This is a genomic window from uncultured Mesonia sp. (assembly GCA_947499595.1).
GTDB lineage: Bacteria > Bacteroidota > Bacteroidia > Flavobacteriales > Flavobacteriaceae > Mesonia > Mesonia sediminis.
The window spans coordinates 287,676-303,756 of sequence record CANMOY010000003.1 but is presented as its reverse complement, the minus strand read 5'-3'; the positions used below and the strand labels follow the sequence as shown (position 1 = coordinate 303,756).

General features: G+C 37.5%; 12 protein-coding genes. 5 read left to right on the top strand and 7 right to left on the bottom strand.

Features of this window, described 5'->3' with window-relative positions; translation table 11 throughout:
- Positions 1-56 precede the first annotated feature (56 nt).
- Genes ACH2AZ_RS05520 through ACH2AZ_RS05505 form a run of 4 tightly spaced genes read right to left on the bottom strand, consistent with a single transcriptional unit; the run spans position 57 to position 6,874 of the window.
- Entirely contained in the window at positions 57-1,190 is a 1,134-nt protein-coding gene (locus tag ACH2AZ_RS05520; RefSeq protein WP_394907008.1) for a cytochrome-c peroxidase, read from the bottom strand.
- A gap of 4 nt (positions 1,191-1,194) precedes the next feature.
- Complete coding sequence (locus tag ACH2AZ_RS05515) at positions 1,195-2,757, bottom strand: DUF6850 family outer membrane beta-barrel protein (RefSeq protein ID WP_394907007.1); 1,563 nt, start codon at positions 2,755-2,757, stop codon at positions 1,195-1,197.
- 10 nt (positions 2,758-2,767) lie between these two features.
- Entirely contained in the window at positions 2,768-4,123 is a 1,356-nt protein-coding gene (locus ACH2AZ_RS05510; protein WP_394907006.1) for a DUF4876 domain-containing protein, read from the bottom strand.
- A 27-nt stretch (positions 4,124-4,150) separates the two neighbouring features.
- Positions 4,151-6,874 carry a TonB-dependent receptor domain-containing protein gene (locus ACH2AZ_RS05505; protein ID WP_394907005.1) on the bottom strand — a complete coding sequence of 908 codons (2,724 nt, stop codon included), beginning with the start codon at positions 6,872-6,874 and terminating at the stop codon, positions 4,151-4,153.
- A 270-nt stretch (positions 6,875-7,144) separates the two neighbouring features.
- On the opposite strand from ACH2AZ_RS05505, the gene ACH2AZ_RS05500 reads away from it, so the two are divergent.
- From ACH2AZ_RS05500 to ACH2AZ_RS05480, 5 genes are read left to right on the top strand one after another with little or no spacing between them, the layout of a single operon-like run.
- The gene (locus ACH2AZ_RS05500) at positions 7,145-8,047 is read left to right on the top strand and encodes a MerR family transcriptional regulator (RefSeq protein WP_394907004.1); all 903 of its coding nucleotides are present in this window, start codon (positions 7,145-7,147) and stop codon (positions 8,045-8,047) included.
- A complete protein-coding gene (locus tag ACH2AZ_RS05495) occupies positions 8,047-9,510 on the top strand; it encodes a phytoene desaturase family protein (RefSeq protein ID WP_394907003.1) in 1,464 nt (487 codons plus the stop codon). Before ACH2AZ_RS05500 ends, ACH2AZ_RS05495 begins: the two co-directional genes overlap by 1 nt.
- A gap of 1 nt (position 9,511) precedes the next feature.
- Entirely contained in the window at positions 9,512-10,351 is an 840-nt protein-coding gene (locus tag ACH2AZ_RS05490) for a phytoene/squalene synthase family protein (RefSeq protein ID WP_394907002.1), read from the top strand.
- 2 nt (positions 10,352-10,353) lie between these two features.
- Positions 10,354-10,803: a beta-carotene hydroxylase gene (locus ACH2AZ_RS05485; protein ID WP_394907001.1), complete on the top strand. Its 450-nt coding sequence runs from the start codon at positions 10,354-10,356 to the stop codon at positions 10,801-10,803.
- A 24-nt stretch (positions 10,804-10,827) separates the two neighbouring features.
- Positions 10,828-11,973 (top strand): lycopene cyclase family protein, encoded by a 1,146-nt coding sequence (locus tag ACH2AZ_RS05480; RefSeq protein WP_394907000.1) that lies wholly within the window; start codon positions 10,828-10,830, stop codon positions 11,971-11,973.
- On the opposite strand, the gene ACH2AZ_RS05475 is transcribed toward ACH2AZ_RS05480, so the two are convergent.
- The 3 genes from ACH2AZ_RS05475 to ACH2AZ_RS05465 all read right to left on the bottom strand — a co-directional run bounded on the left by ACH2AZ_RS05475 (position 11,974) and on the right by ACH2AZ_RS05465 (position 16,079).
- Positions 11,974-12,534 (bottom strand): TlpA family protein disulfide reductase, encoded by a 561-nt coding sequence (locus tag ACH2AZ_RS05475; RefSeq protein WP_379048276.1) that lies wholly within the window; start codon positions 12,532-12,534, stop codon positions 11,974-11,976.
- Between the two features lie 90 nt (positions 12,535-12,624).
- Positions 12,625-14,889, bottom strand: coding sequence for an aconitate hydratase (locus ACH2AZ_RS05470; protein ID WP_394906999.1), 2,265 nt, complete (start codon positions 14,887-14,889; stop codon positions 12,625-12,627).
- A 236-nt stretch (positions 14,890-15,125) separates the two neighbouring features.
- Positions 15,126-16,079, bottom strand: coding sequence for an AAA family ATPase (locus tag ACH2AZ_RS05465; protein WP_394906998.1), 954 nt, complete (start codon positions 16,077-16,079; stop codon positions 15,126-15,128).
- Between the last annotated feature and the right edge of the window lie 2 nt (positions 16,080-16,081).

The following is a 16,081-nucleotide window of genomic DNA, read 5'->3' as shown; positions in this document are numbered from 1 at the left end:
ATTTGATTTAGAAACAATATAAACAAAGGCGATCAAGTCCACAGGCACTATCTTAATTATTGAGGCAATTGTTCAGGTGCGGGCTCCCTATATATGGTAGAAGACAAACTTAATAGAAATGCTTCAAGTTGTTCTTGTTCTTTTGTGTTGAGATTTAGCGGCTTTAACAACTCCGATTTCACTGGAAAAAGACTGTCTTTTTGTTGTGCCTCATTCGGTTTTAAACTAACCATACCTGCATTATACATATTAATTATACCTTCTAAGTGCGGAAACAAACCATTATGCATATAGGGGGCGGTATGCGCTAATTCACGTAAAGAGGGCGTACGAAATTTACCCACATCTTCGGCCTTTTTAGTTACTTGGTACCTACCCAAATCTTCATATTTACGACCGTAATATGATAATCCTAAATCATGAAATTGCCCGTCAGAAAATAAGGGAGAATGATGACAATTGATACAACGCGCTTTAGTTCTAAATAAATGTAAACCTTGAACCTCATCATTGCTGAGTTGAGTGGTGTCACCTGCGATAAATCGATCAAATCTGCTTTTGCGACTCACAATACTTTTTTCAAAAACGGCCAGAGCCTCTAATAGTTTCTCACTACTGATTTCAGACTCCCCAAAAGCCTGCTTAAAATAAGGTACATAACCAGGTATTTCGCGAATAGATTTAACAGATACTTGCATATGCTGATTCATTTCAATGGGATTCTCCATGGCTTCCTGTGCTTGTTCCGCCAAGGTTTCAGCTCTTCCATCCCAAAAAAATGAAGAAACGTAGGCGATATTTAAAATAGACATGGTATTTCTTTCACCAGTAGCCCGATTATGACCGTGGGCTACCCGTTTTCCATCTGCCCAACCCAAATCGGGATCGTGACAAGAAGCACAAGCTATTTGTTTACTTCCCGAAAGCCTAGGATCATGGAAAAGCAATTTACCCAATTGCCTTTTAGCTTCGTAAAGTGAATCATCCTCGAATGTGGATAAGGGTGATAGACTTCCGATTTCCTGAAAATCTTGTACACTAGAGTCTACAAGAGCATCAGGCCATTGCGTGAAATCCCCGCTACCATAGCGTGTTTTTAATTCGATAACACTATAAGAACCTGATTTCGATTGCTTGTTTTGACATCCAAAGCAGGCAATCAATAGTATAATATATAAAATTCTTTTCATCGCATTAATAGGATAAGGTGATGCAAAATCCAACAAAGGAATTGATTTTATTATTCGCATCAAAATTTAAATAATCATCGGCTGGGTGGAGTGCCGTTTCTAGTGCGTACTGCAGACGCAATCTTAAACTTCTTTCGTCATCAATAGATCGAGTGTAGGCCGCGGTTAACCCGGTTAACAACCTATTAGTCCTCTCATAAGCATGATCGGGAAACACAACTTCATCTATAAAAGTTGTATTTTCTGTCACTTGCTGCCAGTCCAATTTTTGTTGTAAAGCGTGAGAATACAAGCTTTGTAAAGCAACAAATAAATTATGATTGTTTTTCTGATATATCGTACGACCTATTTCGATTTCTGTTACTAAAGTTTGTATTTCTTTATGCGTATAACCCAACAGGTCAATATATTCTCCTACAATCAAATTCATATTAGCTTGGGTTTGCCACAAAATACGCTTCCGCTCTTCTCTCAAAAGCTTTAAGTTTAAACCGATTTGTTCTTCGGTTAACCTAAAATTTTGCCCCCCAGCTTGTTCAATATAATTATCGCCTTGGGTATGTTTATAATGTAAACCCCATGAAGCATCTAGTTTATTACCCTCATAATCCGCTTGAATGCGCAAATTTTGTTTCTCTTTGCGATAGGCGTGACTTAATAAACTTTCATCATAATAAATCTGATTATTGGCATCAGCAGCATAGAGTTTACTCACACCAGTATGATAAGTATAAGCGCCAGAAAGCGCCCAACTAGTAGCTGAATATTGGTAGGCGAAACCCCAAGTTTTGGGTATTTCTCTTCGCAAATGTTTGAAATAAGAGTCATTAAAAGTCACCAAGCCATAACCCGAAGTAAATTGGGTGAAAGTATCAGGATATGCGGGCGAGTTTAAAGCATCATCTACATAAAGTGATTGGTGGTTTTCGGTTCTTCGTCCTATCCCTACTTGTGCTGCAATTTTATGCTTTCCTTGAGTGTAACCTAGGTGGGCATTCGCTTTGTAAAAGGCAGCGGTAATTTCGGGTCTTGGGTCTTGTAATCGGTAGGCCTGTTGATTCTCATAGGCTACATTCAAAGCAAAAGACCAATTTTTGCTTAACAAGTAACTTGCTCCTCCTGCTATTTGGTAGAATTGACTTTCCCAGTCGGCTTTTTTAGGCGCAAAGAAATAATGCGGATCTAACACAGGCCGGTTGGTACTGCGCTCTAAACCCAAAGTATAACCTAAATCTTTTTTAAAACTTTTGGTAAATAAAAATTTGCCATACAACCTCAACCGAGAATTAATCGCATACAGGCCTTTGGTATTAAAACGCCATTCGGTGTTTTTTAAGGGAGTTTGTACCCGTTTGAGTTGGCGTTTTTCTTGCACAAAAGCTACACTGCTTTGTGTAAAGTCTTTAAAACGATACTGGCTATACAGAAGAGGTTGCTCCAACAGGTTTTGTAAGCTGTTTTTATGGTAGGTGTTTTGACTTAAATCTATACTATCTTTAAGCTGTGCCCAACTTAAATTTGCCCAAAACGCCAACAGAAAAATAATACAACCTCTTTTGATTAGCATACTTTATTATTTAAAATCCTTTGGGGATAGCTTTATTCATCACTTTAAAATCCAGTGCCGAGTTGTTGCTGTCTTCTAAAATTATACGACCATTAACGGTAGTCTTAGTTTTACGCATAACACTTTGTGAGTTATATATACCATCTACGCTTATCGCGGAAGCATCTACCGTAGGAGGCAACATTTTTGGACGTTGAGACGAAGGGTTATAGTGCTGCAAATCTACTCCATCAATTAACTGAGCAACGGGTATTTGCAGGTAAAAATTAGTGTTATTTTCAATTTGAACCACAGAGGGATCGCTATAATTAGCATACGCTGCAAAATCTTGGTCATCTGCTCTAAAAATGGCAAAACTATCTCTCCCAAAACTATCTAACACAAAGTCTTTATTATTGCTAAAATAATTTTCTCTTCCCCAGAATGCTAAATTTACATCTTGCACTGCCGGGTTTTGAATATCCCACTGATAAGGCTGCTCACCAATGGCTACTCTAAAGTCTCCCAAATACACCTCAAATTCTGCCGAGCTTAAATCTACCGTAAGCGATGGATCGCCAATTTCTATAGGATCACCATTATTATCTACTAAAGGCTGTTTATGATTTAAGGCATTTTGAGCAATCACGAAGCTTTCACCTGGTTGTAAAGGGTAATCAGTCCCAGTACCAGGTATTTGCAATACATAATCTGCATAAACATAATCTGTGTTAGCTTTAATGCCCATGCTCATATCTATAGATTGACTCCAATCAAATTGACCAGTTGGTAGGGTGTAGGCTGCACTATTGGTTTTTGAACGCCCGTATAATTGCGCAACATATAAACCGTCTGCATAAATCACTTCGTTAGAATTGTTATAAATTTCGATAAATTGATCTCTAAAAAGCGCTCCATTTTTGGTGTCTGAACCGGCATAGTAAATTTGCTTGATTACTAAATCTCCTATTCTAGCGGCGTCTAAAGTTAAATTAACCGAAAGTGTATTGGCGTTAACAACAACATTTTCTTGACTGGCATTAAATATAACCTCATTGCCGCTTGGAGCATAACCAAAATTTTGCTCGAAAGCTTGCGCATCAAGCGTTAAACTAGCCGATACATTATAAGTACCGGGTATTACCGCTTCAAAGCTAGCTAAACCGTTACTGCCCGACGTGGCTTTATAGGCATCTCCTGTATTGGTATTGGTTAAAACTACCTCTCCTTGGTTTACAGGTTTCCCGTTAAAACTCTGATTGTCGTAATTTAAATACACCGCAAAACTTTGGGTTTGTAGTCCGCTTCCTCCAAAATCATCATCACTTGAGCAAGCACCTAAGCCTAATAGCACTAAAAGTGTAAAACCGAATTGAATTAATCTCATTGTTATTGATTTTATATTTGTTATTGTTTAAAATTGATATTCTATTTTAGTTCCAAATGAAAGCTGTACTACATCTGGATTGGTACGCTTCGCCAATTGACCATTTTCTATCACCAGCCGGGTTGGTTTTAGATCTAAGAAATTATTTACATAAAAACTAAAACGAAATCCGTTAAGGAAGTCTTTAGAAATACGCAAATGGTAGTTGTGATATACCTCGGTTTCCGGCTGAATATAACCTGCGTCTGGTTTTATAATGTCACCAAATAGATCGGTATTACTCTGCTCACTTGGTGTAATACTTACTTTATTTAACCGACTATCAATATAGGCATATGGATAGAGCGACGCTCCTCGCTGATAGTTATCGATTATTATATGCTCTGACCGAACGTTGATTAGCAAACCTATTTGTGGAATATGATAACTTAGGTTTCCTCCTAAATTAAGTTTCTCTCGATTTACAATTCCACGTTTATATAACCCAAATTGAATCGGCGTAGATGCATCTGATGATTTTACAAATCGGTCATTACCAGGAAAGTCTTGTGTGCGCACATAACTGGCTTGCAAACCAAAAGTTAGCTGCTTAAACACCAAAGACGGAAAATTAAGAAATGTTTCTACCCCATAGTCTTCCGACTCAAAAACATTAGCAATTTGTGACTCAGTATAGTAATAGGGCCGATAACCAGTGATTTGCAATTCTGGGTTTTGCAAGTCGCTATCATCAATAGCTACTTCGGCTAAATCACGACGCACGGCGTACGACTGACTGGAGATTCCTTGAAAAAGTTTGTTATAAAAAGCGGTGATATTTAGCGTAGCAAATCCAAATTTATAATCGGCACCTAACTCCGTTCTTAAACTACGCGAGGGTTTTACATTGGGGTTATCTTCGCGTTCTACAAAAGTTTGAATGGCGCCAATATTATACACACCAGGATACCTAAAATCGGCTAAGACCACATCATAATACCTGTAACCGGTATAAATTTGATTCAGCGAAGGAGCTTTGGCTGTAAGTCCAAGACCAGCTCTTAATTTTACTTTGTTAAAAATCAAAGCCGAATTTACCCGTGGAGATAGACTTAAATATTCATTTTGTAGATCGGCTCGCAATCCCGCCGTGATTCGCAGCGTTTTATCGGTGTAAAAACGGGTGAAATCATCTTCTAAGAAAAAAGAAATTTGTGATTCGGCTTGAACTTGATCGGCATAATTATAAGGTCTAAAAGCTGAAGAGCCAGAACCGGTCTGATTGGTAAACTGACTAATACTGGTTTTTGGCGAACCCAATCGACCTGCTCCTAAATTATCGCTTAAGCGATAGTTAAATCCAGCCGAAAGATTATGGGTACTGCTTAAATTGCTAATAGACTTATAAACCAAACCGGCAGCATAAAACGATAGCGGTTTTCCCTCTACCTCTTTAACAGAAGTATAACGAGGTGCGGTATAAACACCCTCATAAACCCCTTCGCGCGTTCCAAAACCAACCAATTTACCTCCGTTATTTACCGCTTTACTTTCGAAGCTATACTGCGAAGAAAAATTAAAATTAACATTGAAATCAAAATAATCTAGAAAAGCTTTAGGCTTAAAATGGTAGCTAAACCTATTGGTTAAACGCCAATCTTTTTGTTCGTTCTTTACTTTCTTTTCACTGCGCTCCTCTTTGTCATAATTTACATCATCTAAATGAAATCCGTATTGCAAGCTAAGCGAATTTTTGATGTTTTTCTCTTTATTGGCCCAACTCCACATCAATTGGCTATTCACTCTTCTATAATTGGTATAGGCTTCACGCGGATTTGCTTGTGCATCTAGGAAGCTAGTCGAAACGTTTAAGAAGCCTAATCCGCTAGGAAGCGTCAAACCTTTATTTATTCCATACTCTGTAGTACCTTCTCGCAAAGAAGCGTAGGCCAAATAAGGCGAACGCCCAGCTTTTTGATCAATTTTAATTAAACCCGAAGTAAGATCGCCATATTTAACCGAAGGAATCCCTTGTACCACTTCAATTTTTTCTATGTTCTGTGTAGCTATTTGCCTAAGATCTACTCCAAAATTAGCATTCGAAAAGGTGCCATTAAATCCGGTTCCTGCACGGTTATCGCCAAAGCCTAGATAGTTGGCCGCAAAAGGAGAAGCCATATTAGCCGTGTAACTCTGCATATTCTCATTATTGCTCAAAGGTATATCATCAACCACCACAGCAGTTCCAAAAGATTTATTACCAAAACCGTCATCTGAAACCGTATTGGGGCGCACCGTTCTAAAGGCAATGGGTTTAAATTCGTTTAAACTAAAATTGCTGATTTGCTGTCCTGGTAGCTGTTCTAAAACTTCATTAAGCGAGAAAGCTTGCACTTGATTTATGGCTTCCTCTTCAAAAAGAACCTCAGAAAAAGTATGACCTTTGGTAGCTTTAACCACAACCTCTTCTAAGCGCAAATTTTCATCTGCTAAAGAAATTTTAATATCATCTAGGCTATTTTTTGTATCAAACCAACGGGTAATTGTCTTTTTTCCTAATAATTGGAATTGCAATTCTACCCGCTTTAATTCACCTACCCCAATACTAAAATTACCTTCCTCATCGGTTAATACCCAAGTATTGGTGGTTAAATTGATAACGCTTACATAAGGTAACCTCTCTAAGCTTTCCGCATCTTGCACACTACCCGTAATCCTTTGCTGAGCAAACACACTGATAGGCAATAAAAAAAACACAATAAAAAACCGCAAATCTATAAGTTTTCTGTTTTTGCGATGCAAAACTAATTAATTAATTTTATTTAGACTTAAAATAAATAATATAATTTAACCAGTACCCAATATACTATTGGTGTAAGCTTTCGCTAATCCAATAGCTTAACACTAGGCTGTTTTTCAATCGCTTAATAGCAGAAAAAAGAGAAACAAAGTATTATTAAAAATTTTGTTTAATGATTTAACTTTTTATTTAAACAAAAATAAACTAAGTTTGTTTAGCTTTGACAGTAAGTTACAAGAGTTATGGAATATGTAAAAAACGAATTCAACATCAAGGATTTAGAAGCCCTTAGCGGAGTTAAGGCGCACACTATCCGGATTTGGGAAAAAAGATACCACATCTTAAAACCCGAACGAACCGATACCAATATAAGGGTTTACGACACAAAGGCCTTACAGCGCTTGTTGAATATTGCATTCTTAAATGAGAACGGATATAAAATATCTCGAATTTCAAAGCTTAAAAATGATGAAATAGATAAACTCACCCACGAAATTAGAACAGCTAATAATGCAGAGAATAGAGCTATAAAAGCTTTTTTTGTATCCATGTATAATTTTGACCAAAGCCTTTTTCTAAATACTTACAATGCGCTGCTTGAAAAAATGACTTTTCAAGAAATTTATGAAGAGGTATTCATCCCTATGTTAAAGCAAATAGGTGATTTATGGCAGACCAATACGGTAAAACCAGCGCATGAACATTTTATCTCGCATCTTATCAGGCAAAAACTATTCAGCAATATCGAAAAATTGCAAGTCGAGCCTGCATTTAATAAAGAAAAAGTCTTTATCTTATTCTTGCCCAATAATGAAATACACGATATTGGCCTGCTCTATCTACAGTATTCCTTGCTTAGCTTAGGTTATAAAGTAGTATATTTAGGGCACTCTATTCCTTTAGAAGACTTAACCAGTTTTGCGAGCCAAGACAAATCGGTTTATTTTGTGAGTGTTTTTACCATAAAACCTGAAAGTCCAGAAACTTACCTTAAAGAGTTTTATGATAAGATACTAGCTAATGTAGATTCCAATCGTTTCCAATTAGCATTACTGGGCTTAAAAACAAAAGCGTTAAATATAGAAGATTTACCGCCACAAATAAACATTTACGAAAATCCAACTACATTTATACGCTCCATTTAATGAAAAAAAATATATCTATAATAGGCTCAGGTTTTGCCGGTTTGTCCGCCGCTTGTTATTTAGCTAAAGCAGGACACAAAGTGCAGGTTTGTGAAAAAAATAAAAGCATTGGTGGCCGAGCTCGTCAATACAGAAAAGACGGTTTTACTTTCGACATGGGACCAACATGGTACTGGATGCCTGATGTATTTGAACGTTTTTTTGCTGATTTTGGTAAACAACCTAGTGATTATTATGAGTTGATTAAACTAAGTCCCGCCTACAGTATTTATTTCAGCCAAAATGAGCGAATTACAATAGGAGATACACTTGATAAAATCTATGCAGAATTTGAACGTATAGAACCAGGAAGTGCTAAAAGTCTGGCTAAATTTATTGAGTCAGCCCAAGATAATTATAATATTGCTATTAAAGATTTAGTATATAGACCAGGAGTATCTCCTTTAGAGTTAATCACTCCAGAGACAAGCCTAAAAATCGGTCAGTTTTTTAGCACCATTTCCAAACAGGTGCGCAAGCGTTTTAAAAATCCGCAGTTGATTCAGGCATTAGAATTCCCAGTTTTATTTTTAGGAGCCAAGCCAAGCGACACACCCGCTTTTTACAACTTTATGAATTATGCCGATTTGGGTCTAGGTACTTGGCACCCCAAAGGTGGAATGTTTGAAGTAATAAGAGGAATCGCCCAATTAGCTCAAGATTTGGGTGTTAGCATTCATACCGATTCGAATATTAGTAAAATAGAGGTCGATGAACAAAACCAAGTGAAAGGCTTAGTTTGTAACGAAGCATTCATTCCTTCCGATATCGTTCTAAGTGGTGCCGATTATCACCACACCGAAAGCCTTCTCGATACAAACTATCGCCAATACAGTGAAAAGTACTGGTCTAAAAAAACATTTGCACCCTCCTCCCTACTCTTTTATGTAGGTTTCGATAAAAAATTAAAGAATGTAGATCATCATACCTTATTTTTCGACGTAGATTTTAAAGCGCACGCTTACAGTATCTACGATAAGCCTAGTTGGCCAGAAGAACCCCTGTTTTATGCTAGTTTCCCATCTAAAACCGATAAGGTGGCTGCACCCGAAGGCCAGGAAGCAGGTATTTTCTTAATCCCACTGGCACCGGGAATTGAGGACAATGAACAACTACGCGAATCTTATTTTGATAAGATTTTAAGTAGATTTGAAAAAATAACTCAACAAAAAGTTAAAAAAAATATTATATTTAAAACAAGTTATTGCGTAAATGATTTTGTAAACGATTACAATTCATACAAAGGGAACGCTTACGGGCTAGCCAATACTTTGCTGCAAACAGCATTTTTAAGGCCCAAACTCAAAAGCGCTAAGGTAAACGGACTTTATTTTACAGGGCAACTAACCGTTCCAGGCCCAGGGGTGCCGCCCTCTTTAATATCGGGTAAATTAAGCGCAGAACTTATTGATAAAAAAAATTAATATGAAAGCATTATTCGACCTTGTTTCTCATAGATGTAGTAAAGCTGTTACCGAAAGCTACAGTACCTCATTTTCTATGGCTACGAAACTACTAGCACCAAGTATTCGCCAAGATATTTACAATATTTACGGATTTGTGCGCTTTGCCGATGAAATCGTAGATTCTTTTCACGATTACGATAAAGCCTTTTTATTTGAGCGTTTTGAAAAGGATTTGCAAGATGCACTCGAACATAAAATAAGCCTAAACCCTATTCTCAATGCCTTTCAAGAAACGGTTTTTCGCTATAATATTCAACCCGAATTATACCAGGCTTTCATGCGAAGTATGAAAATGGATCTCACCAAAAAGCAATACCATACACATCAAGAGTATCAAGATTACATATATGGTAGCGCAGATGTAGTAGGTTTAATGTGTTTAAAAGTTTTTGTAAAAGGTGACGAAAAAAAATACAACCAACTCAAAGATGATGCGATGCGTTTGGGCTCAGCTTTTCAAAAGGTAAACTTTTTAAGAGATCTAAAAGCCGATCACGAAGACCTCAACCGTACTTACTTTCCAGAAACTAATCTTAACGAGTTAGACGAAGCGAGTAAACAAAAAATAATTCAAGAAATAGAAACCGATTTTGCCAACGGCTTACGCGGGATTGTTAAGCTTCCCGTAGAAGCTAAATTAGGAGTCTATACGGCCTATATTTATTACTCGAAATTATTAAGTAAACTAAAAAATACACCATCTTTGCAAATAAAAGAAAAGCGTATACGTGTTTCTAATTATCAAAAATTTGGATTAATGGCACAAAGTTATGTGTCATACCGATTAAAACTTATTTAATTATGCAAGTATTATATTGGATATTAATATTTATCGCTACTTTTTTCTTTATGGAGTTTATGGCTTGGTTTACCCATAAATATATAATGCATGGCTTTTTATGGAGTCTTCACAAAGACCACCATCAAAAAGACCACAGCCATTGGTGGGAACGCAATGATTTATTTTTTATTTTTTACGCTCTAGTTAGCATAGGTTGTTTTTTGCTTTGGCGCTATGAAGACATTTGGTTTGCACTGCCCATTGGTTTAGGCATTTTTGCTTATGGCTTAGCTTATTTTACGGTACATGATATTTTTATTCATCAACGTTTTAAAATGTTTCGAAATGCCAATAACTGGTACGCTAGAGGCATAAGACGTGCGCACAAAATTCATCACAAGCATTTAGGTAAAGAAAAAAGTGAAAACTTTGGAATGCTAATCGTACCTTTCAAATATTTTAAAAAATAAATTACTTCAAGGCATCAATGGCTTATGCTCAATACTGGCTTTCATTATGTAATTGTTGGTGCAGGATGTGCAGGACTACAACTTGCCTTAGCTTTGGCTGAAGAAACCCAAGCAACAAATAAGAAAATAGCTTTAATCGATAAGCGTAGGCCCAGTGAAAACGATAAAACCTGGTCATTCTGGGAGGCTGGGCCAGGGCAATGGGACCCAATTCTTACTTCCTCCTATTCTCAGGCTTTTTTTAAAGCCCCCAAGACTAAATTAAAGTTAGAATTGCCTCCGTATACTTACAAAAGTCTTAACGCCAAAGATTTTTATGATTACGCTTTTAAAAAACTGCAAACCTACTCTCATCTTATTTTTTTAAAAGAGGAGGTTATTGGTATTAACGAAAATAGAAAAGAAGCTCTTGTCACCACCGCTTTAGGAAGTTACCCCTGTAGCCACGTATTTGATAGCCGAATTCCTGCGGCTTTTTACAACCAGAAACGTTACCTAAAAATTCAGCAGCATTTTAAAGGAATACGCGTGAAAACAAAACAACCCATTTTTGACACCAAAGTTTTCACGATGATGGACTATCGCTTATCTTATCCAGACAGTACTAGCTTTATGTATGTGTTGCCTTATAGCCCAAATGAAGCTTTAATCGAATTTACCTTTTTTAGTCCGTTTACAGTCAAAGAAAGTGTTTACGATCAATACAACCGAGAATACCTAAAGACCTATTTCAACCTAACCGATTTTGAAATTTTAGAAACCGAAACGGGCAATATTCCGATGAGTAATTACCCTTTTCATAAACACCACACGAGCCGCATCACAAAAATCGGCACCGGAGGGGGTTGGGTGAAATCCTCTAGTGGTTATTCTTTTAAAAATACCGAAAAAAAAGTCAAGCATATAATCAAAAACATCCAGAAAGATAGACTTCCTTCTTATGGTCTTTACAGTAAAAAATATAACTTTTACGATACTATATTTCTAAAGGTTTTACATGATAACAACCATTTAGGTCCTTGGTTATTTACTCAATTTTACACAAAAAATTCTGTACCCACTATGTTTCGATTTTTAGATGAAGAAAGTCGATTTAAAGAAGAGTTTAAAATTATGCGAAGTCTTTTTAGCTGGGCATTCATCAAAGCTTTTTTTCAAACCCGCTTTTGATCAATCGGATAATAATTGATCTAGAATATTTCTTGTTTTATCGCTGTTCCAACTTGCCGCTCCTGTTTTTTCTAGCACGATCTTCCCTGATTTATCTATAAAAAAAGTCGTTGGTAAAGCATTGCTTTGTAAATTAGTAGGAGGCTGACTTTGCGGATAATATACAGGCATGCTATAATTGTGTTTATCCACAAAAGCTTTAACCTTACTCGCATCATCTTGGGTAATAAAATAAAAACGTACACGATCTTTATAAGCAGTGTACAAGTTTTCAAAATCGGGCATTTCGGCTACGCAAGGCGGACACCAAGTTGCCCAGTAGTTTAAAACGATAACCTCTCCTTCAACCTCTTTCAAGTTATGCATTTGTCCATTTGCATCGCGCAAGGTCCAAGAAAAAGATTCTAAGCGCTTTTGGTCAGCGGCATCTTTCATACTCGGACTAAAAGAAATAATTCGGTTTACCGTAACCATAATAGGCATTCGAGTTTGCGGAATGATTAGTAAAATCAAGAACAACCCAAATAAAATACTACTCCAGTGTTTTTTAAGAAACTTCATTTTTAGGTTTAGTCGATTATATACCTTAAAACTAACAAAAAAGCCCCTGAAATCAGAGGCTTTCTTAGATATTTAAATAGAATTTCTGGCTTAAGCATTCATCTTCTTAATCAAGTTAAGCGCAGAACCTTCTTTATACCATTCGATTTGATTCTCGTTGTAAGTATGATTTGCTTTTATCACATCTTTAGAACCATCGGCGTGTACTACTTCAATGGTTAACGGCTTGCCCGGTGCAAACGATTCTAAATCCGTAAAGTTAAAGGTATCATCTTCCTGAATTAAATCATAATCGGATTCATTGGCAAAAGTGATTCCCAACATACCTTGTTTTTTCAAGTTGGTTTCGTGAATACGGGCAAAAGATTTTACCAATACTACATAAACTCCAAGATGTCTAGGCTCCATTGCTGCGTGTTCACGTGAAGAACCCTCACCGTAGTTATGGTCTCCTACTACAACGGTAGGAATACCTGCAGCTTTGTATTCACGTTGGGTATCGGGAACACCACCATACTCACCCGTTAATTGATTTTTAACAAAGTTGGTTTTCATGTTAAAGGCATTCACAGCACCAATCAAACAGTTGTTTGAGATATTATCAAGATGCCCTCTAAAACGCAACCAAGGTCCGGCCATAGAGATGTGGTCTGTAGTACATTTACCATGTGCTTTAATTAACAATTTAGCACCGGTGATATTTTTACCGTCCCAAGGCTCAAATGGTGTTAACAATTGTAAACGCTCAGATGTTGGCGCCACTTTAACTTCTACCGAGCTACCATCTTTACGAGGTGCTACATAACCCGGATCTTCAACATCAAATCCTTTAGGAGGAAGTTCTAATCCTTTTGGTTCTTCTAGCATTACCTCTTCCCCATCTTCATTGATTAGTTTATCGCGTGTAGGATCAAAATCTAATCTTCCCGAAATTGCAATTGCGGCTACCATTTCTGGCGAACCTACAAATGCGTGGGTATTTGGGTTTCCATCGGCACGTTTTGAGAAGTTTCGGTTAAACGAGTGCACAATAGTATTTTTCTCTTCGCCCTTACGGTCGCTTCTATCCCATTGCCCAATACAAGGTCCGCAAGCATTGGTAAAGATGGTTGCATCTAAATCTTCAAAAATTTGAAGCAATCCATCGCGCTCAGCCGTATAACGAATTTGCTCTGATCCTGGGTTGATTCCGAAATCTGATTTTGCTTTTATGTTTTTATCTACCGCTTGTTTAGCAATCGAGGCGGCACGAGTAAGATCTTCATAAGAAGAGTTGGTACAAGAACCAATAAGTCCCCAATCTACTTGAATAGGCCAACCATTCTTTTGCGCCTTCTCGCTCATTTCTGAAATAGGAGTAGCTAAATCTGGAGTAAATGGTCCGTTTAAATGCGGCTTAAGCGTTGACAAGTCAATTTCGATAACTTCATCAAAATACTGCTCTGGGTTCGCGTAAACTTCGTCATCTCCCGTCAAGTACTCACGCACTTCGTTCGCAGCATCGGCCACGTCATCACGATTAGTTGCGCGCAAGAAACGCTCCATAGAGTCATCGTAACCAAAGGTTGAAGTAGTTGCTCCTACTTCGGCTCCCATATTACAAATGGTTCCTTTTCCTGTACAAGACATCGCCTTAGCACCCGGACCAAAATATTCTATAATCGCACCAGTACCTCCTTTTACGGTTAAGATACCGGCTACCTTTAAAATAACATCTTTAGAGGCCGTCCAACCGTTTAATTCACCGGTTAACTTTACCCCGATTAATTTAGGGAATTTCAACTCCCAAGGCATTCCTGCCATTACATCAACAGCATCTGCACCTCCAACACCAATGGCTACCATTCCTAGTCCACCAGCATTTACCGTATGTGAATCGGTACCTATCATCATTCCACCAGGAAAAGCATAATTCTCCAATACCACTTGGTGAATAATACCAGCCCCTGGTTTCCAGAAACCTATGCCGTATTTGTTTGAAACCGACTCTAGGAAATCAAAAACCTCATTACTGGTTTCATTGGCACGTAGTAAATCTTTTGCGGCTCCCTGTTTAGCTTGAATTAAGTGATCACAGTGCACCGTAGTAGGCACCTCCACCTTCTTTTTACCCGCTTGCATAAACTGCAATAAAGCCATTTGTGCCGTTGCATCCTGACAAGCAATACGGTCTGGTGCAAAGTTTACATAATCGGTTGCTCGCTTATAAGCCGTTGTAGGCTCTCCATCCCAAAGATGGGCGTAAAGTATTTTTTCTGAAAGCGTTAAGGGTTTACCCACAATCTCACGCGCTTTGTCTACACGCTCTGCGATTTGGTTGTAAACCTTTTTAATCATATCAATATCGTATGCCATAGGTTTAATTGTTTTAAAGTGCTGCGAAAATAAGCAATTCCTATCAAATTAAAAAATAACTAGGCTTTTTAGCTTTTCTCAGAAAAATAAGCAACAAAATCAAGAAAACCTTACTTAAAACGAGTCTAAATAAGGTTTTTTACTTAAAATTTAGCAGTATGAAAATTTTAATCGACAATCTTACGATTCTATTAAAAATAAGGATAAAAACTTAACATAAAATCAATTTGTAATACTTACAGTAGTTCAGCGATAATGCGTTCTTCGGTAAATCCTTCTGCTTCGGCTTTGTAATTTTTAATGATTCTATGTCGCAATATTCCGGTGGCAACCGCTTTAACGTCGGCTATATCGGGCGAAAACTTGCTTTTACTTGCGGCATGGGTTTTCGCAGCTAAAATTAAATTTTGTGAGGCACGTGGACCAGCACCCCAGTCTACATACTCTTTTACCAATGCGGGTGCAAATTCTCCAGCGGGTCGGGTTTTACCTACCAGTTTTACCGCATACTCTATCACATTGTCGGCAACTGGCATCTGCCTTATAAGATTTTGTAACGAAGCGATTTCATCGGCATTAAATAGCGCTTTAATATTTTCTTTACGGATAGTAGTCGTATTCTTTACCACGTTTACTTCTTCCTCATAGCTAGGATATTCTAACAATATAGAAAACATAAACCGGTCTAACTGAGCTTCTGGTAAAGGATATGTTCCCTCTTGTTCTATAGGGTTTTGGGTAGCTAAAACAAAATAAGGCAAGGGTAAGGCATAACTTTTTCCGGCCACGGTAACATGCTTTTCTTGCATTGCTTCTAGCAGTGCAGCTTGGGTTTTGGGTGGGGTTCGGTTGATCTCATCTGCCAAAACAATATTGGCAAATACCGGCCCTTTGATAAATTTAAATTGACGTTTTTCATCTAATAACTCTGCACCTATAATATCACTCGGCATTAAATCGGGTGTAAACTGTACCCGTTTAAAATCAAGCCCCAAAGCTTGCGAAATGGTTTGTACCATTAGGGTTTTTGCCAATCCAGGTACACCGATTAACAAAGCGTGACCTCCAGAAAAAACCGACCATAATATCTGATCAACAACTTTCTCTTGACCTACGATTACCTTGGCGATTTCGCTTTTTAATTCTTGGTATTTAGCTACAAACTGTTTTAGTTTTTGAACTTCTGTCATAT